The sequence below is a fragment of the Streptomyces sp. NPDC017056 genome, from assembly GCF_044332485.1.
In the GTDB taxonomy this organism is placed as follows: domain Bacteria; phylum Actinomycetota; class Actinomycetes; order Streptomycetales; family Streptomycetaceae; genus Streptomyces.
Genome location: NZ_JBIRPD010000012.1, coordinates 174,487 through 193,652, shown reverse-complemented (window position 1 = coordinate 193,652; position 19,166 = coordinate 174,487). Strand labels below are relative to the sequence as shown.

The 19,166-nt window shown below is 70.7% G+C and carries 18 protein-coding genes; 4 read left to right on the top strand and 14 right to left on the bottom strand.

The genetic code is table 11. The annotated features are described in order from the left end of the window. Positions 1–28: 28 nt before the first annotated feature. The 5 genes from folK to ACH4OW_RS23405 form a co-directional block, all read right to left on the bottom strand. The gene (folK, locus tag ACH4OW_RS23425; protein WP_360136738.1) at positions 29–622 is read right to left on the bottom strand and encodes a 2-amino-4-hydroxy-6-hydroxymethyldihydropteridine diphosphokinase; all 594 of its coding nucleotides are present in this window, start codon (positions 620–622) and stop codon (positions 29–31) included. Next, complete coding sequence (gene folB / locus ACH4OW_RS23420) at positions 619–978, bottom strand: dihydroneopterin aldolase (RefSeq protein ID WP_030019216.1); 360 nt, start codon at positions 976–978, stop codon at positions 619–621. Before folB ends, folK begins: the two co-directional genes overlap by 4 nt. Positions 979–1,393: 415 nt before the next feature. Further along, a complete protein-coding gene (locus ACH4OW_RS23415) occupies positions 1,394–1,885 on the bottom strand; it encodes a nuclear transport factor 2 family protein (protein WP_360136737.1) in 492 nt (163 codons plus the stop codon). After that, positions 1,882–2,802: a dihydropteroate synthase gene (folP, locus tag ACH4OW_RS23410; protein WP_360136736.1), complete on the bottom strand. Its 921-nt coding sequence runs from the start codon at positions 2,800–2,802 to the stop codon at positions 1,882–1,884. Before folP ends, ACH4OW_RS23415 begins: the two co-directional genes overlap by 4 nt. 96 nt (positions 2,803–2,898) lie before the next feature. Further along, positions 2,899–4,737 (bottom strand): phosphatidylglycerol lysyltransferase domain-containing protein, encoded by a 1,839-nt coding sequence (locus ACH4OW_RS23405; protein WP_398029889.1) that lies wholly within the window; start codon positions 4,735–4,737, stop codon positions 2,899–2,901. A 140-nt stretch (positions 4,738–4,877) separates the two neighbouring features. Between ACH4OW_RS23405 and ACH4OW_RS23400 the strand changes: the two genes are divergently transcribed. Then, positions 4,878–5,993, top strand: coding sequence for an alpha/beta hydrolase (locus ACH4OW_RS23400; RefSeq protein WP_398029888.1), 1,116 nt, complete (start codon positions 4,878–4,880; stop codon positions 5,991–5,993). Between the two features lie 94 nt (positions 5,994–6,087). Here ACH4OW_RS23400 and folE read toward each other — a convergent pair whose 3' ends face one another. The 6 genes from folE to dacB all read right to left on the bottom strand — a co-directional run bounded on the left by folE (position 6,088) and on the right by dacB (position 14,039). Next, positions 6,088–6,693 (bottom strand): GTP cyclohydrolase I FolE, encoded by a 606-nt coding sequence (folE, locus tag ACH4OW_RS23395; protein ID WP_360141503.1) that lies wholly within the window; start codon positions 6,691–6,693, stop codon positions 6,088–6,090. Positions 6,694–6,927: 234 nt separating this feature from the next. Further along, on the bottom strand, positions 6,928–8,940 hold the full coding sequence (gene ftsH, locus ACH4OW_RS23390; protein ID WP_360141506.1) for an ATP-dependent zinc metalloprotease FtsH: 2,013 nt from the start codon (positions 8,938–8,940) through the stop codon (positions 6,928–6,930). A gap of 283 nt (positions 8,941–9,223) precedes the next feature. After that, the gene (gene hpt / locus ACH4OW_RS23385) at positions 9,224–9,763 is read right to left on the bottom strand and encodes a hypoxanthine phosphoribosyltransferase (protein WP_030596434.1); all 540 of its coding nucleotides are present in this window, start codon (positions 9,761–9,763) and stop codon (positions 9,224–9,226) included. An 87-nt stretch (positions 9,764–9,850) separates the two neighbouring features. Beyond that, on the bottom strand, positions 9,851–10,924 hold the full coding sequence (tilS, locus tag ACH4OW_RS23380) for a tRNA lysidine(34) synthetase TilS (protein ID WP_360141509.1): 1,074 nt from the start codon (positions 10,922–10,924) through the stop codon (positions 9,851–9,853). A 208-nt stretch (positions 10,925–11,132) separates the two neighbouring features. Further along, the gene (locus tag ACH4OW_RS23375) at positions 11,133–12,266 is read right to left on the bottom strand and encodes a zinc-dependent metalloprotease (protein WP_360141512.1); all 1,134 of its coding nucleotides are present in this window, start codon (positions 12,264–12,266) and stop codon (positions 11,133–11,135) included. A 324-nt stretch (positions 12,267–12,590) separates the two neighbouring features. Beyond that, a complete protein-coding gene (gene dacB / locus ACH4OW_RS23370; protein WP_398029887.1) occupies positions 12,591–14,039 on the bottom strand; it encodes a D-alanyl-D-alanine carboxypeptidase/D-alanyl-D-alanine-endopeptidase in 1,449 nt (482 codons plus the stop codon). Between dacB and ACH4OW_RS23365 the strand changes: the two genes are divergently transcribed. Both ACH4OW_RS23365 and ACH4OW_RS23360 read left to right on the top strand, forming a co-directional pair. Continuing rightward, entirely contained in the window at positions 14,038–14,193 is a 156-nt protein-coding gene (locus tag ACH4OW_RS23365; protein ID WP_398029886.1) for a hypothetical protein, read from the top strand. The two genes, dacB and ACH4OW_RS23365, sit on opposite strands and share 2 nt — an antisense overlap. Before the next feature lie 82 nt (positions 14,194–14,275). Beyond that, the gene (locus tag ACH4OW_RS23360) at positions 14,276–14,773 is read left to right on the top strand and encodes an inorganic diphosphatase (protein ID WP_004571927.1); all 498 of its coding nucleotides are present in this window, start codon (positions 14,276–14,278) and stop codon (positions 14,771–14,773) included. 84 nt (positions 14,774–14,857) lie between these two features. On the opposite strand, the gene ACH4OW_RS23355 is transcribed toward ACH4OW_RS23360, so the two are convergent. Both ACH4OW_RS23355 and ACH4OW_RS23350 read right to left on the bottom strand, forming a co-directional pair. Next, positions 14,858–16,645: a threonine/serine exporter family protein gene (locus ACH4OW_RS23355; protein WP_360138438.1), complete on the bottom strand. Its 1,788-nt coding sequence runs from the start codon at positions 16,643–16,645 to the stop codon at positions 14,858–14,860. A gap of 280 nt (positions 16,646–16,925) precedes the next feature. Beyond that, positions 16,926–17,645 (bottom strand): DedA family protein, encoded by a 720-nt coding sequence (locus ACH4OW_RS23350; protein ID WP_398029885.1) that lies wholly within the window; start codon positions 17,643–17,645, stop codon positions 16,926–16,928. Positions 17,646–17,932: 287 nt separating this feature from the next. Between ACH4OW_RS23350 and ACH4OW_RS23345 the strand changes: the two genes are divergently transcribed. Next, positions 17,933–18,304: a YbjQ family protein gene (locus tag ACH4OW_RS23345; RefSeq protein ID WP_360138444.1), complete on the top strand. Its 372-nt coding sequence runs from the start codon at positions 17,933–17,935 to the stop codon at positions 18,302–18,304. A 65-nt stretch (positions 18,305–18,369) separates the two neighbouring features. Here the strand turns inward: ACH4OW_RS23345 and ACH4OW_RS23340 are convergent, their stop codons facing one another. Then, positions 18,370–19,128, bottom strand: coding sequence for a MerR family transcriptional regulator (locus tag ACH4OW_RS23340; protein WP_360138447.1), 759 nt, complete (start codon positions 19,126–19,128; stop codon positions 18,370–18,372). Positions 19,129–19,166 lie beyond the last annotated feature (38 nt).

The window sequence follows — 19,166 nt, the reverse complement described above, 5'->3', positions numbered from 1 at the left end:
CGGTCCGTACGTCCGCAGAGCCTAACGGCTACTCCGGCAGCCGAAGTTCCAGGTCGGCGCGCGGCATGACGCCGTCGCGGCCGACCGCCGAGAGCAGCTCGACCACCGCGCCACGGCCCGGAACCTCCGCCTCCGGGTCGATGTCGTGCCACGGCACCAGGACGAAGGCGCGCTCGTGGGCCCGCGGGTGCGGCAGGGTCAGCAGCGGGTCCTCGGAGACGACGTCCTGGTACGCGAGGATGTCGACGTCGATGGTGCGCGGGCCCCAGCGCTCGTCGCGGACGCGCTCGAATGCCTCCTCGATCGCCTGCCCGCGCTCCAGCAGCGAGGCGGGCGGCAGCGTCGTCTTGATGAGCACCACGGCGTTGAAGTACGTCGGCTGGGACGCGGGCTCCACGCCCCACGGCTCGGTCTCGTACACCGGCGAGACGGCCTTGACCCGCACGCCCGGGGTGTCCTCCAGCGCGTCGATCGCGCCCTGGATGGTCTCCAGGCGGTTGCCCAGGTTGCTGCCGAGGGAGATCACGGCGCGTTTGGGGTTGGAGAGCGTCACGTCCGCCGCGTCCACCCGCTCCACCACGGAGGCGGGCACCGGCTGTACGGTCGGGTCACTGCTGGTCATACTCGGCTCCGGGTGATGGTGATGGTCACGTCGTCAAAGGGGACGGTGATCGGGGCGTCCGGCTTGTGGACGACCACCTCCACCTCCTGCACCCCCTCGTGCTTGAGGCACTGACCGGCGATGCGCTCCGCGAGCGTCTCGATGAGGTCGACGGGCTCGCCTTCGACGACGGCCACGACCTCCTCCGCGACGACGCCGTAATGCACGGTCTTCGCGAGATCGTCGGTCGCCGCCGCCGGGCGGGTGTCCAGGCCCAGCACCAGGTCCACGATGAAGGTCTGGCCCTCCTCGCGTTCGCGGGGGAACACCCCGTGGTGCCCTCTGGCCTTCAGCCCACGCAGCGCGACACGATCCACGCGAATCACACTCCCACTGGTCCCATTGGCACCTCTGGTACCACTGATCGTCGGAATCCGGGCGGGGCCAGAGACTCGTCCGGCACGCCGCCCTGTCATCGAATCTACCTGCGAGCACCGACAGCGCTTGCCCACGGGGGCCATGGACAAGGCCCCGCACGACTGCTACCCGGCGCCGCCGGGGCGGTCGAGCAGCCGTCCGCGCGGCCACTTACCCGCCGCCCCGCGGTCCCACCCCTACCCGTGGGCCACTTGGCTCGAACGGGTGCGCCGTAGTCGACCCTGCTGACGCTTTCCGCTGACGACCCCGGCCGAAGCCGTCCTCCGAGGTGGCCGGAGGACATCCGCACCCCGTCCACGGCAGGTTCCCGCGACGCCCGCGAAACCTCGCGAAGTCTTCACGCGGGTTTCACGTTCACATCCCGCCGCCCACACCCCCGGCGCCGGGCCCCTCCCCGTCGCCGTCCTCCCCGTCCTCGTCCTCGTCGTCCCGGTCCGCCAGCACGGGAGAGCCGTGGTGGGACCAGACCCGCCAGCCCTCCTCCGTGCGCCGGAAGACGTTGGTCGCGACGACCAGCTGGCCGATCAGCGGGCCGACCGAGCCGTCCTCCTCGGCAGGACCGCCGCTGAGAATGTTCTCCGTACAGGTCACCAGCGCGGTGTCACCGATGACGTCGATCTCCACATCCGTCAGGAAGAACTGGATGTACTCGGTGTTCGCCATGATCAGGGCGTACGAGCGCAGCACCTCGCCGCGCCCGCGCAGCACCGGCCAGCCCGGGTGCACCACGCTCACCTGGCCGTCCAGCCACATCTCGGACATGGCCGCGTGATCACCGCGCTCCATGGCCTCGTACAGGTCGGTGTTCGCCTGTTCGACCAGCTCGACGTCCGTCCGTGGACTCACACCGCTCCCGTCGCGTCCGCCGCACCCGCGGCGCCCGTCACCCTCGTCGCATCCGTCGTGCCCGCCGCGCCCTCCACGGCCCTGGCCACCCGTACCGCGTCCGCGCTCGCGCGCACCTCGTGCACCCGCACCGCCCAGGCTCCCTCCCGCGCGACGATCGCCGACACCGCGGCCGTCGCCGCGTCCCGCTCACGGGCCGGCGGCGGGGCGGCCTGCGCGTCCCCTGCCAGCACCCTGCCCAGGAAACGTTTGCGCGAAGCGGCCACCAGCAAGGGACGGCCCAGCTCCCGCAGCCGCGCCAGATGCGCGATCAGCGCGAGGTCGTGCCCTGCCTCCTTGGCGAAGCCGAGACCGGGGTCGACGAGGACGCGCTCGGGGTCGATGCCGCCGTCGACCGCCCGCTCCAGGCTCCGGCGCAGCTCCCCGACGACCTCGGTGACGACGTCCCCGTACACCGCCCGGTTGTTCATGTCGATGGACCGGCCGCGCCAGTGCATGACCACGAACGGCACCCCGGCCGCGGCCACCACCGGCACCATCGCCGGGTCGGCGGCGCCCGCGCTTACGTCGTTGACCAGCCGCGCGCCGGCCGCCACGGCCTGCTCGGCGACCGAGGCCCGCATGGTGTCCACGGACACCAGGGCGCCGGCGGCGCACAGCTCCCGTACGACGGGGACGACCCGGCGCAGTTCCTCCGCCTCGTCCACCCGGGCCGCGCCGGGCCGCGTCGACTCGCCGCCCACGTCCACCAGGTCGGCGCCCTGCGCCACCAGGTCCAGGCCGTGCTTGACGGCCAGCTCGGTGTCGAACCACTGCCCGCCGTCGGAGAACGAATCGGGCGTCACGTTCACCACGCCCATCACCGCGCAGCGGTCGAAGTCCGGAAGTCCGGCCACCCGGCCGCGCAAGGTACTCATGCGACCAGCCTAGGGCGCGCGGGGAAACGCGGCGCCGCCCGTCCCCCGGAGGGAACGGACGGCGTGCGGGTACGGGGCAGGTCGAGCCTGCGGTTCTTACGCTGCCCGCTCGACCTCGTCCGCGCTGATGCGGTCCTCGTTGTGCGCGCACGGCTGCGGCTCGGCGGCCTTGCGGCGGCGCAGCACCCGCGGCAGCTCCAGGTACCCCTCGGCCTGGAGGGTGGCCAGGCCGATGCGCGGGATGTCCCGGCTGTTGCGGAAGACCACGAAGCGCGGCTCCCAGCGTGGCTGGAACTTGTCGTTGAACTTGTAGAGCGACTCGATCTGGTACCAGCGGGACAGGAAGATCAGCACGCCGCGCCAGACCCGGACGACCGGCCCGGCGCCCAGCTTCTCGCCGCGCTCCAGAGAGGAGCGGAAGACCGCGAAGTTCAGCGACACCTGCTTGATCTTGAGGTCGGGGGCGGCCTGGAGGGAGGCCACGATCAGCAGCTCGTTCATGCCGGGGTCGGCGGAGCGGTCGCGGCGCATCAGCTCCAGGGAGATGCCGTCCTTGCCCCACGGCACGTAGTGCTGCATCGCCTTCAGGTCGCCGAACGGGCCGGGCTCCTCGCCCTCCGTTGGGGCCAGGTGAGCGGTGGCGATCACCGCGTCGCCGTCCCGTTCCGCGTCGATCCGGCCCAGCGCCATGGAGAAGCCGCGCTCGTCGTCGGTGTCCCGCCAGGCGTTCGCGGCCTCCTGGATACGTGCCAGCTCCGCCGGCTCCAGGTCGCGCACCCGGCGCACCCGGGTCTCGTACCCGTTGCGCTCGATGCGCTTGACCATCTGGCGTACGTTGCGCATCGAGCGGCCCGTGAGAGTGAAGTCGGCGACGTCCACGATCGCCTCGTCGCCCAGCTCCAGCGCGTCCATGCCGGTCTCGCGGGTCCAGACCTGGCCGCCGGTCTCGCTGCACCCGTGTACCGCCGGGGTCCAGGAGTGCGCCCGCGCCTCCTCCATGAAGCGCTCGATGGCGCCCGGCCACGCCTCCACGTCGCCGATCGGGTCACCGCTGGCGAGCATCACGCCCGATATGACCCGGTAGCAGACCGCCGCCTTGCCGGTCGCCGAGAAGACCGCGCCCTTGTCGTGACGGAGGGCGAAATATCCCAGGGAGTCCCGGCCGCCGTGCTTGGCCAGCAGCTCGCGCAGCCGCTCCTCGTCCTCCGCGGTGAGCCGGGCGGCCGGGTGCTCGGGGCGGAAGGCCAGGTAGGCGGTGGTGGCGACGGTCAGCAGGCCGAGGGCGCCGAGCGAGTAGCCGACGGTGTAGTCGACGTTGTTCACGTACCGGACCGGGCCCTCGAAGCCGAAGAGGCCCCACATGACGTGCTTGAACCGCTCCCACACCGACGGATCACCGATGATCTTGTGCGGGTGGGAGTTCACGATGACCAGGCCGAGGCCGAAGCTGATGCCGCCGAGGGCGACGAAGTTCAGCAGGGCCTTCACCCGGCTGCGCGGGTCCGGCAGCGCCTCGAAGGCGCGCCGGTGCCACACCAGGAAGGCCAGCAGGGCCAGCGAGAGGACCGCTCCGACGACGGAGTGCCGGTAGACGAGCTGGGCCGCGATGCCCACCGGGAGCAGCGAGACGGCCGCCACCCAGGCGCGGCGCTTACGCCGTTTGAGGCCGTGCGCGAGCATCAGGAGCAGGATGCCGACGACGATGGAGGAGGCCGCCGCCAAAGCGCTCACGGTGCCCGGCAGCACCTCGGCCAGGGCGTGCAGCCTGCTGTGCCGGAACCGGGGGAAGAGCCCGGCCACCAGGTTCAGCAGTCCGACGACCGCTCCGGCCGTCCCTACCAGCGGCGGCACCTTTTCCGGGCGGGGGCCGCGCAGCCAGCGTGGCGGACGCCACGCAACCGTCCCGGACTTTTCGCCATCTAGCCTGTCAGACATTACTTTCCCGTCGCCCCGGTCGAGAGAACGTGCGAGTCTTAGTCGCAGCATCTGGACTTTTGCGCCCTGTATGACGGCGTTTCAGGGCCCGGGGTTCCACCTGCGGCACGGATGACCGGCCGCCCGGAAGAAAGCACCACATGGGTCTCACCAGCAAAAAAGTGCTACTCCTGGCCGTCTTTTTCGCGGTAGCGCTCTTTGTTCTCACCATCTGGCTGTGGCCACGCCTGTCCAGGGCCAACTGGCGCACGCTGCTCGGCCGCGTCGGCCTCCTGCTGGCCACACAGCTGTCGATCTTCGCCGCGATCGGCCTCGCGGCGAACAATTCGTTCGGTTTCTACGCATCGTGGGCCGACCTGTTCGGTCAGGAGCAGGAACCGGGGGTGGTGACCAATTACGAGACCGGCCCGAACGGCACCAAGCTGAAGACGCTCGGCAGCGAGCACGTCAGCGTGCCCGGCGGGTCCAAGCCGCATGTGGGCGGCCGGATAGACAAGGTGCTGTTGCAGGGCGAAAAGTCCAAGATCAACAGCCCGGCGTTCGTCTATCTGCCGCCGCAGTACTTCCAGGCCAAGTACGCGAAGAAACGCTTCCCCGCTTCCGTGGTGCTGACCGGCTACCCGGGCACCGCGCAGGCCCTCTACAAGAAGCTGCACTTCCCGCAGACCCAGCACGAACTGGTCCGCAAGAACAAGATGCAGCCGACCATACTCGTGATGATGCGCCCGACCGTCGCGCCGCCGCGGGACACCGAGTGCGTGGACATCCCGAACGGCCCGCAGACCGAGACCTTCTTCACCCACGACGTGCGGCACGACATAGCCAGCCACTACCGGGTCGGCACCGACGCCGCGAACTGGGGCGTCATAGGCGACTCCACGGGCGGCTACTGCGCCCTGAAGATGCCGATGCGCTACCCGAAGGCGTTCTCCACCGGCGTGGCCCTCTCCGGCGCGTACAAGGCCCCGATCGACGCCTCGACCGGCGCCCTGTTCGGCGGCGACAAGCAGCTGGAGCGGGAGAACGACCTGCTGTGGCGGCAGAAGAACCTCCCCGCGGCGCCGGTGAACCTCCTCGTCACCTCCAGCAAGCAGGGCGAGGAGAACTACAAGGACACGCTGAAGTTCATCCAGCAGACCAAGTCGCCCGGCCGCGTCGCGTCGATCATCCTCGACAGCGGCGGCCACAACTTCAACACCTGGCGCCGTGAGATACCCGCCGCCTTGGAGTGGATGGGCGGCCACCTCAAGGCGTGACGCCACGCCCCCGGAGGCGGGGCACGTACGAAGCGGGCGGGGCCCGGTGGATAGTCCACCGGGCCCCGCCCGCTTCGTCGTACGCCACAGGCCCTCAGCGCGCCAGTATCAGGCTCATCGCCTCGGCACGGGTCGAGGCATCCCGCAGCTGGCCGCGGACGGCCGAGGTGGTCGTCTTGGCGCCCGGCTTGCGTATCCCGCGCACCGACATGCACATGTGCTCGGCCTCGATCACCACGATGGCGCCGCGCGCCTCCAGGATGCGCATCAGGGAGTCCGCGATCTGGGTGGTCAAACGCTCCTGCACCTGGGGGCGGCGGGCGAAGACCTCGACCAGGCGGGCCAGCTTGGACAGCCCGGTGATCTTGCCGTTGTCGGCCGGGATGTAGCCGACGTGCGCCACTCCGTGAAACGGCAGCAGGTGGTGCTCGCACAGCGAGACGATCTCGATGTCCTTGACCAGGACCATCTCGTCGTGCCCCAGGTCGAAGGTGGTCGTCAGGACGTCCTCGGGCTCCTGGCGCAGCCCCGCCAGGATCTCCTTGTACGCGCGCGCCACACGGGCCGGCGTCTCCAGGAGACCCTCGCGGTCCGGGTCCTCGCCGACGGCGATCAAGAGTTCGCGTACGGCGTTCTCGGCGCGCTTCTCGTCGAACTCGCCGATCTTGCCGTCGCCGTCCAGCGTCACCGGATCGGTCATCTTGTGCCTCGTTCCTGGTCCCAGTTGCGCCCGCTCCACAGGCGGAGTACCACACGTCCAGGCTAGAACCCGTGAGGCGCGGCTTTCATTCCGGGGCCGGTGTGGGTCCGCACGGAAACCGGCATCCGGGGCACCTCACGACGAAGACCGGGTCCGTACGGAACGTTCCGTACGGACCCGGTCTCCTGCCGGGCGGACCCGGTCATCGTCCTGTCGTCACCGCTCGCGGAGCGGTCAGCCCTCGGGGTTCTGCTCCTCGGGGGCCTCGGTCTTCTCGGTCGAGACACCGGAGGCCGAGGGGGCCGAGCCGTTGGCCGGCGCCAGCTCCTTCGGCGACAGCACCGGCGGGCGCGTCGACGGCGTACGCCGCGAGGAGCCGGTCCACGCCGGGCGGGCCGGGCGCTTGACGATGTGCTTGAAGACCTCGGCGACCTCTTCCTTGTTCAGGGTCTCCTTCTCCAGGAGCTCCAGAACCAGGTTGTCGAGGACGTCGCGGTTCTCGACCAGGATCTCCCACGCCTCGTTGTGCGCGGTCTCGATCAGCTTCTTGACCTCTTCGTCGACCAGCGCGGCGACCTCTTCGGAGTAGTCGCGCTGGTGACCCATCTCACGGCCCAGGAACGGCTCGGAGTTGTCGGAGCCGAACTTGATCGCGCCGAGCCGCTCGGTCATGCCGTACTGCGTGACCATGGCGCGGGCCGTCGCGGTCGCCTTCTCGATGTCGTTCGCGGCGCCCGTGGTCGGGTCGTGGAAGACCAGCTCCTCGGCCGCGCGGCCACCGAGCATGTACGCCAGCTGGTCGAGCATCTCGTTGCGCGTGGTCGAGTACTTGTCCTCGTCCGGGAGGACCATGGTGTAGCCCAGGGCCCGGCCGCGGGACAAGATCGTGATCTTGTGAACCGGGTCCGAGTTCGGCGAAGCGGCCGCGACCAGGGCGTGGCCGCCCTCGTGGTACGCGGTGATCTTCTTTTCCTTCTCGGACATGATCCGGGTCCGCTTCTGCGGACCGGCCACCACGCGGTCGATCGCCTCGTCCAGGAACTTGTTGTCGATCAGCTTGGCGTCGCTGCGGGCCGTCAGCAGGGCGGCCTCGTTCAGCACGTTCGACAGGTCGGCACCGGTGAAACCGGGGGTGCGCTTGGCGACGGCCGTCAGGTCGACGTCCGGCGCGACCGGCTTGCCCTTCTGGTGGACCTTGAGGATCTCCAGGCGGCCCTGCATGTCCGGGCGGTCGACGGCGATCTGCCGGTCGAAGCGGCCGGGGCGCAGCAGCGCCGGGTCCAGGATGTCCGGGCGGTTCGTGGCGGCGATCAGGATGACGCCGCCCTTCACGTCGAAGCCGTCCATCTCGACGAGGAGCTGGTTCAGCGTCTGCTCGCGCTCGTCGTGACCGCCGCCGAGGCCCGCGCCGCGGTGCCGGCCGACGGCGTCGATCTCGTCGACGAAGACGATCGCCGGGGCGTTCGCCTTGGCCTGCTCGAACAGGTCACGGACCCGGGAGGCACCGACACCGACGAACATCTCGACGAAGTCGGAGCCGGAGATCGAGTAGAACGGGACGCCCGCCTCGCCGGCGACGGCGCGCGCGAGCAGCGTCTTGCCCGTACCGGGCGGGCCGTACAGCAGCACACCCTTGGGAATCTTGGCACCGACGGCCTGGAACTTCGCCGGCTCCTGGAGGAACTCCTTGATCTCCTGGAGCTCCTCGACGGCCTCGTCCGACCCCGCGACGTCCGAGAACGTCGTCTTCGGCGTGTCCTTGGTGATCAGCTTGGCCTTGGACTTCCCGAAGTTCATCACCCGGGAGCCGCCGCCCTGCATCTGATTCATCAGGAACAGGAAGACCACGACGATCAGTACGAACGGGAGCAGCGAGAGCAGCACGCCGACGAAGGGGTTCTGCTTCGACGGGGAGACGGTGTACCCGTCCTTGATCTCGCCGGTCTGGTACCTGGCCTGCAGGGTCTTGGCCAGATCGACGCCCTGGTCGCCGATGTAGCTCGCCTGGAGCTTGTTGGAGCCGTCGACCTTGTTGTCGCCCGACAGCTCGACCTTGATCTTGTTCTCGTCGCCGGTCGTCAGCTCGGCGGATTTCACCTTGTTGTCAGTGATCGCCTTGACGACCTGACCGGTGTCCACCGTCTTGTAGCCGCCGGACGAGCCGACGACCTGCATCAACACGACCACGGCGAGGACGGCCAGCACGATCCACATGACCGGCCCACGGAAGTATCGCTTCACGTCCATCCATACGGAGCCCTCTGAGCCCCGTCCCTCCTGCCACAGTGAGGCACAACAGCCCTGTGGAGGGCTGGTCGTGCGTACGGTGTATTACTGGCCCGAAAAAAGACTGACCTTCGGACGGTACCCCAGCATTGTCACCCGACGACGCCGCCCACGGTTAACAATGCAGCTTCGGATGCCGTTCTCCCTGCTCCAACGGCGGGAAACCCCACGGGGTTCCCGCCGCCGGGCACCGGCCGGTCCGGGCCCCCGGCCGCCGTGCGGGCGGCCGGGCCGGCGGCGCCGCTCAGCCGCCGTAGACGTGCGGCGCGAGCGTGCCGACGAACGGCAGGTTGCGGTACTTCTCCGCGAAGTCCAGGCCGTAGCCGACGACGAACTCGTTGGGGATGTCGAAGCCGATCCACTTCACGTCGATGGCGACCTTGGCCGCGTCCGGCTTGCGCAGCAGCGTGCAGACCTCAAGGCTGGCGGGCTCGCGCGAACCCAGGTTCGACAGCAGCCAGGACAGCGTCAGGCCCGAGTCGATGATGTCCTCGACGATCAGGACGTGCTTGCCCTTGATGTCGGTGTCGAGGTCCTTGAGGATGCGCACCACTCCGGAGGACTGGGTGCCCGCGCCGTACGACGACACGGCCATCCAGTCCATCGTCACGGGGTTGGACAGCGCGCGCGCCAGGTCCGCCATGACCATCACCGCGCCCTTGAGGACGCCGACGATGAGCAGGTCCTTGCCCGCGTACTCCGCGTCGATCTTCGCAGCCAGCTCCGCCAGCTTCGCGTCGATCTCTTCCTTGCTGATGAGCACCGACTGAAGGTCGGAGCCCATGTCCTTGTCGTCCACCCGTGCCACTCTCGCTCGGTTCGGTGTCGTGAGACTCGTGAAGCGGGGCGGTGCCCATCGGTGTCCTGCGGCTCAGCCCTGCCGGATCACCAGTCTGCCACCCTGCCGTCGCACACCCACGCGCCCGGGGAGGTTCACGGTCCCCTGCCCGCGCCAGCCGGTGATCAGCCGGTCCACTTCCTCGATGTGGCGGGCGAAGAGCGAACCGGCCGGGGCACCGGCCGAGATGGCGGCCCTGCGCAGCACCCGGCGGCGGACCGCGGCGGGCAGCGCGTACAGCCCGGTGACGTCGAGGGTGCCGCGGTCGTCGAGGACCGTACGCTCCGCTTCGGCGGCCCAGGAGTCCAGCGCGTCGGCATCGTCCCGGGAGAGCTGGGCCGTACGGGCGAGGGCCTCCACGACGCCCTTGCCGAGCGCCTTCTCCAGCGCCGGCAGGCCCTCGTGGCGCAGCCGGGAGCGCGTGTAGAGCGGGTCGGCGTTGTGCGGGTCCTCCCACACGGGCAGCGACTGGATCAGACACGCCTTGCGGGCGGTCTGGCGGTCGACCTCCAGAAAGGGGCGGCGGTAGCGCCCGCCGCGGCCCGTCTTCGCCGCCATACCGGACAGCGAACGGGTGCCGGAGCCCCTGGCGAGACCCAGCAGGACCGTCTCTGCCTGATCGTCGCGGGTGTGGCCGAGGAGGACGGCGGCGGCGCCGTGCCGCTCGGCGGCGGCGTCCAGCGCCGCATAACGGGCGTCCCGGGCGGCGGCCTCGGGCCCGCCGGCCCGCCCCACCTCGACGGCGACCGCGTCGACCGGGTCGAGGCCGAGGGAGCGCAGGCGCGCGACGACCTCGGCCGCGCGGGTGTCGGAACCGTCCTGCAGGCCGTGGTCGACGGTGATGCCGCCGGCCCGTACGCCCAGCCTGGGGGCCTCGAAAGCCAGCGCGGAAGCGAGTGCCATGGAGTCGGCGCCGCCGGAGCAGGCGACGAGCACGAGCGGGGGCTCGTCCGGCGCGGCGGGCGGCAGCGGCGCCCCGGCGGACACGAGCGGCGCGCCGACGGGGCGGCCAGGGGCCGGGACCTGCGAGGAGTGGTGGTTCAGTACGTCGTGAAGCACGCGGCGGACCGCCACGCGTATCGCGGCGACCGCTGGATGGGGACCCATGTCCGTTTCCAATCGTCAGCTGAGGGCCTGGACCCGTACACGGCCCTTCGTCACACAGAGTGCCTAGATGGTGACAGAGGCGAGCCGTTCCCTGAGCATTGCACGCCTATCCTTCGCTCACGGTCCCTCAGAAGAGTGACAGCAGGGAGCGTTCACCCGCCCCGCAGTGCGCCCAGCTCACAACTCCGCCCCGCGGGGCCACACCCCCCTAGCGGTGCACCCGCGCGACCCAGTCCGCCGGTTTGGCGATCTCCTGCTTCGTCGGGAGGGTGTTCGGCGACGTCCACACCCGGTTGAAGCCGTCCATGCCGACCTCGTCCACCACGGCCCGCACGAACCGCTCGCCGTCCCGGTACTGGCGCAGCTTCGCGTCCAGCCCCAGCAGCTTGCGCAACGCCTGGTCGAGCCGGCCCGCGCCGCTCGCGCGCCGCTTCTGGAACTTCTCCCGGATCTCGGCCACCGACGGCACCACGTCCGGACCCACGCCGTCCATCACGTAGTCCGCGTGCCCCTCCAGGAGAGACATCACCGCCGTCAGCCGGCCGAGGATCTCCCGCTGCGCCGGAGTCTGCACCAGATCCACGAAACTGCGGCCCCCGTCGTCGCCCTCCTCGCCCTCGGGACGGCCGCCGGTCAGCGACTGGGCCGCCTCCCGCAGCCGCTCCAGCAACGTGCCCGGGTCGATCTCGGTCTCGCCCAGGAAAGACTGGATCTCGCCCTCGATGTGGTCACGCAGCCACGGCACGGCCGTGAACTGCGTACGGTGCGTCTCCTCGTGCAGGCACACCCACATACGGAAGTCGTGCGGATCCACCTCCAGCTCCCGCTCGACGTGGACGATGTTCGGGGCGACCAACAGCAGCCGGCCACCCTGCGCCGCGGCCGGCAGATCACGGGACGCGGGCGCGAACGTCTCGTACTGGCCGAGGACCCGCGAGGCCAGGAACGACAACAGCATGCCCAGCTCGACACCGGTCACCTTGCCGCCCACGGCACCCAGCACCGCGCCACCGGGCATGGAGGAACGACGCTCCTCCATCTTCTGCAACAGCGGCTTCAACACCTCCCGGAAGCCCGCCACATTCGCCTTGATCCAGCCGGGCCGGTCCACCACCAGTACGGGCGTGTCGTGCCCCGCCCCTGGCTCACCCTCCCCCTCCGGCTGCACCATGCGGGTGAACGCGCGCACATGCTCCTCGGAGGACTTCGCATGCCGCCGCAACTCGGCCACGATCGCCCGCGCCTCGTCCCGGCTCACCTCTGGCCCCGGCCGTACGAACCGGGTCGCGGTCGCTACCGCGAGATTCCAGTCGACCATCTCCACACCACCGATGCTCGTCATGGGTTCACGGTACGTGGGCGCATCCGCTGGGGGTAGCCGACGGCCTGCGGCGCTGGAGCGATGATCGGTGCCGGTCCGATTGCGGGTGCCGCGCCGTTCGCGCCTGCGGCGGGCGGTGGCCGCGGTGCGCTGCGCTGGGCCGGGTCGCATTCACAGTGCCGCGCCGTTCGCGCCTGCGGCGGGCGGTGGCCGCTGCGCGGGGCTGTCGGGTTCGGGGGCGGGCCTGCGCGGCAGGCCGCTCCGGCCCGCCCCCTTCCGTGGAGGGGTGAATTCGAAGGTTGGCGGGGGTTGGTCTCGGTGGTCGGCTGCCGGTCGTGGTGGGGCTCAGCGGCACCCGCAGTTGGCCACCTCTGTGGCCAGGCGGTCCAGTGCCTGTTGGGCGGCCTGGGGGTCGGTGGTGTTGTTGGTCATGAAGGCGAAGACCAGGAGGCGGCCGTCGGTGTCGACGACCGTGCCGGCGAGGGTGTTCACGCCGGTGAGGGTGCCGGTCTTGGCGCGTACGGTGCCGGCGCCCGCCTTTTCGCCCGTGTAGCGGCCGCTGAGGGTGCCGGTGAAGCCGGCGACCGGCAGGCCGGTGGCGATGGGGCGGAGTTCGGGGTGGCCGGGGGCGGTGGCCAGGACGAGGAGGCGGGAGAGCAGGGTCGCGGACACCTTGTCGGTGCGGTCCAGGCCGCTGCCGTCGGCGAAGACGGCGTCCGTCTGCGGGAGCTTGAGGCGGGCCAGCGTCTTGCGCACGGCCCGGCCCGCGCCTTCGAAGCTGGCCGGTTCGCCGGTGGCGAGGGCCGTCTGGCGGGCGAGGGCCTCGGCGATGTCGTTGTCGCTGTGGGTGAGCATCTGTTCGACGAGCGCGGCGAGCGGCAGTGAGCGGGTGGTGGCGAGCCGCGGTGCCTTGGCCGGGACCTTGGTCGGTACGGGGGCGCCGTCGACCGTGATGCCGCGGTCCTGGAGCAGGTGCGCGAAGGTACGGGCGGCCGCGGCGGCCGGGTCGGTGTCGCGGGGTGCGGGGCCGTGCTCGGAGCGGTCGAGGCGCGCCTCGTCGGCCATGAGGGGGACGACGGGGGCGATGTTCTCGTTGGGGCTGATGGGGTGCAGGCGGGGGCCCGTGTAGGCCGAGGTGTCGTATCCGAGGCGGACCTTGGTCGGGCCGCGCTTCTTGAGCGTACGGGCCGTGTCGTCGGCCAGTGTGCGCAGGCTGGCGGGCCGGTCCTGGGCGTCCTCCGTGGACGCGCGGGCGGTCAGGGTGGGGTCGCCGCCGCCCACGAGGACGACGCCGCCGCCCGCGTCCGCGACGACCGAGGTGTCGATGCGGTGTTCGGGGCCGAGCGTGGAGAGCGCGGCGGTGGCGATGGCCAGCTTGACCGTCGAGGCGGGGGTGGCCGCCCGGCCGGGTTCGGCGCCGAAGAGCTCGCGGCCGGTCGCGGCGTCCACCACGGAGGCGGTGCGGAGGGAGCCGAGCGCCGGGTCCTTGAGGAGCGGCGTGAGCCGGTCCGAGAGGGCCTGCGCGGTGGGGAGCGGCGGGGTGCCGGCGCCGAGCGCGGGGAGTACCGGGGGCGCGCTGGGTGGCCCGTCCGGGGCGTGACGCTCGCCACCCGTACCGCCGGCGGCGGCTGCGCGGGCCCGCTCGGCCGTACGCTGGCCGGAGTCCCAGGGCCCGGCGGCCGTGACCGCACCGGCCGCGACCACCAGGCCCAGGACGGTGGAGCTCGCCGTCAGCCGTACGGTCTGCCGCTGCTGCTTGGAGGCGGCCCACCAGGCGGTTCGGGCGGAGCCCATGGCGGACCGGGAAGCGGAACGCGCCGATCCGGTCGCCGTACGGGTCGCGGACACGGCGGCGGACCCCGCCGACCGCGCCGAGCGGGCACAGCGTTGCGCCGACCGTCGCGCTGACTGCCACCTGACCTGCCACGACCTGGTCTCCGGCACCTAGGACCAGCCCCTTTCGCCACCACACACCTGCGTGGGGGACACTTAATCACCAGACGTATGTGTTGATCATGGAGGAGCCACCCGTGGAGTTCGACGTCACCATCGAGATCCCGAAGGGTTCGCGGAACAAGTACGAGGTGGACCACGAGACCGGACGGATCCGTCTGGACCGTCGCCTCTTCACCTCGACCAGCTACCCCGCCGACTACGGATTCGTCGAGAACACCCTCGGCGAGGACGGCGACCCGCTGGACGCGCTGGTCATTCTGGACGAGCCGACGTTCCCCGGATGCCTCATCAAGTGCCGCGCCATCGGCATGTTCCGGATGACCGACGAGGCCGGCGGCGACGACAAGCTGCTGTGCGTCCCGGCGTCCGACCCGCGCGTGGAGCACCTGCGGGACATCCACCACGTGTCGGAGTTCGACCGCCTGGAGATCCAGCACTTCTTCGAGGTCTACAAGGACCTGGAGCCCGGCAAGTCCGTCGAGGGCGCGGACTGGGTCGGCCGCGCCGAGGCCGAGGCCGAGATCGAGGCGTCCTTCAAGCGCCTTGAGGCGCAGGGCGGCGCCCACCACTGAGCCTGCGGCTCGGGTGAGCGGTGAAAGGGCGGCACTCGTCGGTCGGGTGCCGCCCTTGCGCTGTTCAGGGATCGTGCGTACGCGCTAGAAGCCCCGTGTTCGCTTCGCCGCGCGGCGGTCGCCCGGCTCCTCCTGGGTCGCGCCGGGCGACTTCATGAAGAGGCGGGCGATCTCGCCGCCGAGGTTCACGCCGACGGCGATGGCCAGGGCCAGGGAGGCGGCCTTGATGAGGGACGAGACGCCGGGGCCGATGTCGCCCTGGGCGAAGTTGAGCAGGCCGAAGTAGGTGGCGCTACCGGGCAGCAGCGGCCCGATCGCGGCGGTGACGTACGGGAGCGCGGATGCGTACCGGTAGCGGCTGAGGAGCTGCCCGAAGAGGCCGACGAGGCCGGCCGCGATGGCGGTGGCAGGCACCGCGTTCATGTTGCTGACGTTGGCGAGCGCGCCGTACACGACCCACGCGACGCCGCCGTTGAGGGTGGCGAACAGGACGGTGTGACGTTCCTGCTGGAGCAGGACGCAGAAGGCAAGCGCCAGCAGCATGGCGGCGACGATCTGCACCGGTGGGTCGTTGAACAGGGCGAACCCGGCCGCCGGGTAGAGGTACTCCGGATTGAGCTGGAGCCCGATGTAGAGCGCAGCGAGCACGCCGATGACGATGCCGACGATCAGGTAGCCGACTTCCAGCAGGCGTGCCGAGGCGGTGATGTAGTAGCCCGTCAGGCCGTCCTGGACGGCGGCCACCAGCGCCCGCCCGGGAATCAGCGCGAAGAGGCCACCGGTGATCACCGCGGACGCCTGTACGGCGACGTGCGAGAAGCTGAGGGCGACCCCTATGGCGGCCGGCGGCATGGCCGCCACCACGAACTGGTAGAACTCCGGCAGCCCGCGGCTGGAGGCGAGCCAGGCCAGCCGGTCGCCGAGCATCGAGCCGATCGCGGCCGCGATGAAGACGATCGGCCCGCCGCCGACCAGCATGCTCGCCGCGCCGGACAGCAGCCCGGAGGCGAGGGTCAGCGCCCAACTCGGGAAGGGGTGGCGGTTACGGCGGATTTCGGCCAGGCCGCGGTACGCCTCCTCCAGGGTGATGCCCTCGGAGGTGATCTCGTCGACGAGGCGGAACACCGCGGACAGCCGGGTGTAGTCCACGCCGCGCCGCCGTACCGTACGGCTGGCCGTCACCGGGTCGTCGACCAGCGACGGCTGGTAGGAGATCGACAGCAGGGTGAAGGTGACGGTCGGCTCGACCCGCTCCAGCCCGTAGGCGTGCGCGACGCCGAACATCGCGGCTTCCACGTCCTCCGCGCCCTCACCGCCCGCCAGCAGGATCTCGCCGATACGCAGCGTCAGGTCCAGCACGCGCGGTACGGCGGGGCCGCTCTCCTCCGCGCGCTCCGCCCGCTCGGGGACGGGCCGCTCGCCGACCGGCATGCGCAGCATGGTGCGCATGCGGTCCTGCCAGGGCGTCTCCTTGGTGAGGCTGATGACGGGGATGCCGTGCGGCGGCGTGAAGGCCGGCCAGCCGGCCGGGGTCCGGTCGGGCAGCTGGTGCTGTCCCGTGGTGCTGCTGGTGCCGGCGGGCTGGGTGAAGGCGGAGCCTTCCGGCTCGGCCGGGGCCTCCGGTTTCAGGCCCTCCGGGAGGGCGAACTCCGAGGTGGGGTGCTCCTCCTCGGTGACCTGCGGGTAGGGCACGCCGAGGGGCGGGGTGAAGGCGCTGCGCGCCTCGTCCGACTGGGGCTTGCGGTCCTCGGTCTGGTCGCTGCCGCCGTTCTTGCCATTTCCGGCGCTCTGCGCGCCCCTGACGCCGTTCACGCCGTTCGTCCTGTTCGTGCCGTTGGTTCCGCGCTGGCCCCGTTGTGCGTCCGACGCCACGTCTCTTCGCTCCTCGTACGCCTCCTGCCGACCGTCAGGAACACGATGCCTGATGGTCGGCTGGGGCGCGCGGGGCGGGGCCCTTTCTGAGGTTCTTCTGCGCTGCGGGTTACCCCTGCGCACCAGGAGAAACCCGAGACTCGGATCTTCCTGGAGGGCCGCGAAACGGAAGGAAACCTTCCATTTCAGCGCGGCCGGTTTTGGCGGGTCCTGGCCTCACACGGCGGTGGCCGCCCGCACCGTCACGCGGTACGGGCGGCCACCGGCCGGGGCCTGGAGGTCACCGCTTCGCGTGCCGCCCGCGCCGGCCGTCGTTGGCGGGCCGTGCGGGCGCCTGCACGGCGCCCACCGGGTCGTACGGCGCCCGGTCTGCGGCCTTCTTGTTCTTGCCGCGGGCGCGCAGGTACTCGATGGCGATCGGGACGACCGAGACCAGCACGATCGCGACGAGGATCAGCTCGATGTGCTGGTGGACGAACTCGATGTTGCCGAGGGCGGCGCCGAGCAGGGTGACACCGGCCCCCCACAGCGCGCCGCCGATGAGGTTGAAGGTGATGAACGAGCGGTAGTTCATCTTGCTGACGCCCGCGATGATGGGCGTGAAGGTCCGCACGACCGGCACGAAGCGGGCCAGGATCAGCGACTTCGGGCCGTGCTTCTCGAAGAACTCGTGCGCCTTCTCCACGTTCTCCTGCTTGAAGAGCCTGGAGTCCGGGCGCTTGAAGAGCGCGGGCCCGACCTTGCGGCCGAAGAGGAAGCCGGCCTGGTCGCCGAGGACCGCCGAGACCACGACGAGCAGGCACACCAGCCACAGCGGCGTGTCCAGCTTGTTGGTCGTCACCAGCAGGCCGGTGGTGAACAGGAGCGAGTCGCCCGGCAGGAAGAACCCGATCAGCAGGCCGGACTCCGCGAAGACGATGATCAGCACGCCGATCAGCCCGAACGTGCCGATCAGGTAGTCCGGGTCCAGCCACTGGGGGCCGAGCGCGAGAGTATTCACGGGGTGAAAGCTCCTGGGTCGAGGGCGCCGGATCGTGCGGTGCGACGGGGGTACAGGCGCAGTGTGCGGCCCAAAGCTATCAACGCCGGATGAATGGGCTTGGTTCCAGCCGTCCCGTAACGGCCCCGGCGGGCCCGGCACGGCCGCCCCGGCGGCCGCGGCCGCCTCTCGCGCACCATGCCCGGACACCACCCCGCGCGTACCCGCGTCCCGCCGCACGCCGTGAGACGCTCCCCACGAGGAGCCGGCCCCCGGCGGGCTCACCGTACGGAGGGACAGGACACACGATGGGCATCGAGGAATTCGGCGGCGGCCAGGCCGCGCAGGCCGACGTGCTGGTGGTGACGACCAACGACGTCCCCGGATACGAGGTGCAGCGGGTCATCGGCGAGGTCTTCGGCCTGACGGTGCGCTCGCGCCACCTGGGCAGCCAGATCGGGGCCGGCCTGAAATCGATGGTCGGCGGCGAGTTGAAGGGCCTGACGAAGACGCTCGTGCAGACCCGTAACCAGGCGATGGAGCGCCTGGTGGAACAGGCGCGGTCCCGGGGCGCCAACGCGGTCCTGATGTTCCGCTTCGACGTGACGGAAGCGGCGGACGTGGGCACGGAGGTCTGCGCGTACGGGACCGCCGTGGTGATCGCCCCGAAGGCGGGCTGAATACGTCGTAACGGTGCCGTTGCGACCGTACGGGCCAGGGGGCGCGCTCCCCTGCCCCGTACGACTCAACCGTTGCGGGCCGCGTTGGCGACGATCGCGTCCCGCAGGTAGACCGCCAGGCCCGGCCGGATGGCCTCGTAGGTGGCGGTGAAGCGCTCGTCCGCGACGTACATCTCGCCGAGGCAGGTGTGCATCTCGTGCGAGCAGTCGTAGTAGCCGGACGCGATGGTCCGGCGGTGCTCCTCGGCCACGTCCATCGCCTCCGCCGAGTCGGCCGGCACCCCGCGCTCCATCGTCTCGGCCATCTTCCGGTGAACGGCGTCGAACTGCTCCGTCACCCGCTTCCAGTCCTCTTTGGTGTACGAGGCCGTCCGCCGCTGCGACTCCTTGTACGCGTCGGTGCTCCCCCAGCGCTCGCGCACCTCGTCGGCGTACTCGTCCGGGTCGAAGTCCCCGAACACCTCGAACTTCTCCTCGGGCGTGAGATTGATCCCCATCTTGCGTGCCTCCATGGCGTGTTCGACGGCGGCGGCCATCGCCTGGAGCTTGCCGATCCGTTCGCTCAGCAGCGCGTGCTGCCGCCGCAGGTGCTCCTGCGGGTCGGCGTCCGGATCGTCCAGGAGAGCCGCCACCTCGTCGAGCGGGAAACCGAGCTCCCGGTAGAACATGATCTGCTGGAGCCGGTCGAGGTCGTCCTCGCCGTAGCGCCGGTGGCCCGCGTGGTTGCGCTCGCCCGGCACCAGCAGCCCGATCTCGTCGTAATGGTGCAAAGTACGCACCGTCACACCGGCGAACCCGGCAACCTGCCCTACGGAGTAGCCCACTGCCCCCGCCCTCCTTCTCGGTACGCGCTCCACGATGA

Coding starts and splice junctions, on each gene's coding strand:
- folK (WP_360136738.1), bottom strand. CDS start 622: ATGACCAGCAGTGACCCGACCGTACAGCCGGTGCCCGCCTCCGTGGTG.
- folP (WP_360136736.1), bottom strand. CDS start 2,802: ATGAGTACCTTGCGCGGCCGGGTGGCCGGACTTCCGGACTTCGACCGC.
- ACH4OW_RS23365 (WP_398029886.1), top strand. CDS start 14,038: ATGGCGGACCGGGAAGCGGAACGCGCCGATCCGGTCGCCGTACGGGTC.
- dacB (WP_398029887.1), bottom strand. CDS start 14,039: ATGGGCTCCGCCCGAACCGCCTGGTGGGCCGCCTCCAAGCAGCAGCGG.
- ACH4OW_RS23400 (WP_398029888.1), top strand. CDS start 4,878: ATGGGTCTCACCAGCAAAAAAGTGCTACTCCTGGCCGTCTTTTTCGCG.
- ACH4OW_RS23405 (WP_398029889.1), bottom strand. CDS start 4,737: ATGTCTGACAGGCTAGATGGCGAAAAGTCCGGGACGGTTGCGTGGCGT.
- folE (WP_360141503.1), bottom strand. CDS start 6,693: ATGACCGATCCGGTGACGCTGGACGGCGACGGCAAGATCGGCGAGTTC.
- ftsH (WP_360141506.1), bottom strand. CDS start 8,940: ATGGACGTGAAGCGATACTTCCGTGGGCCGGTCATGTGGATCGTGCTG.
- hpt (WP_030596434.1), bottom strand. CDS start 9,763: ATGGGCTCCGACCTTCAGTCGGTGCTCATCAGCAAGGAAGAGATCGAC.
- ACH4OW_RS23345 (WP_360138444.1), top strand. CDS start 17,933: ATGGGCATCGAGGAATTCGGCGGCGGCCAGGCCGCGCAGGCCGACGTG.
- ACH4OW_RS23375 (WP_360141512.1), bottom strand. CDS start 12,266: ATGACGAGCATCGGTGGTGTGGAGATGGTCGACTGGAATCTCGCGGTA.
- tilS (WP_360141509.1), bottom strand. CDS start 10,924: ATGGGTCCCCATCCAGCGGTCGCCGCGATACGCGTGGCGGTCCGCCGC.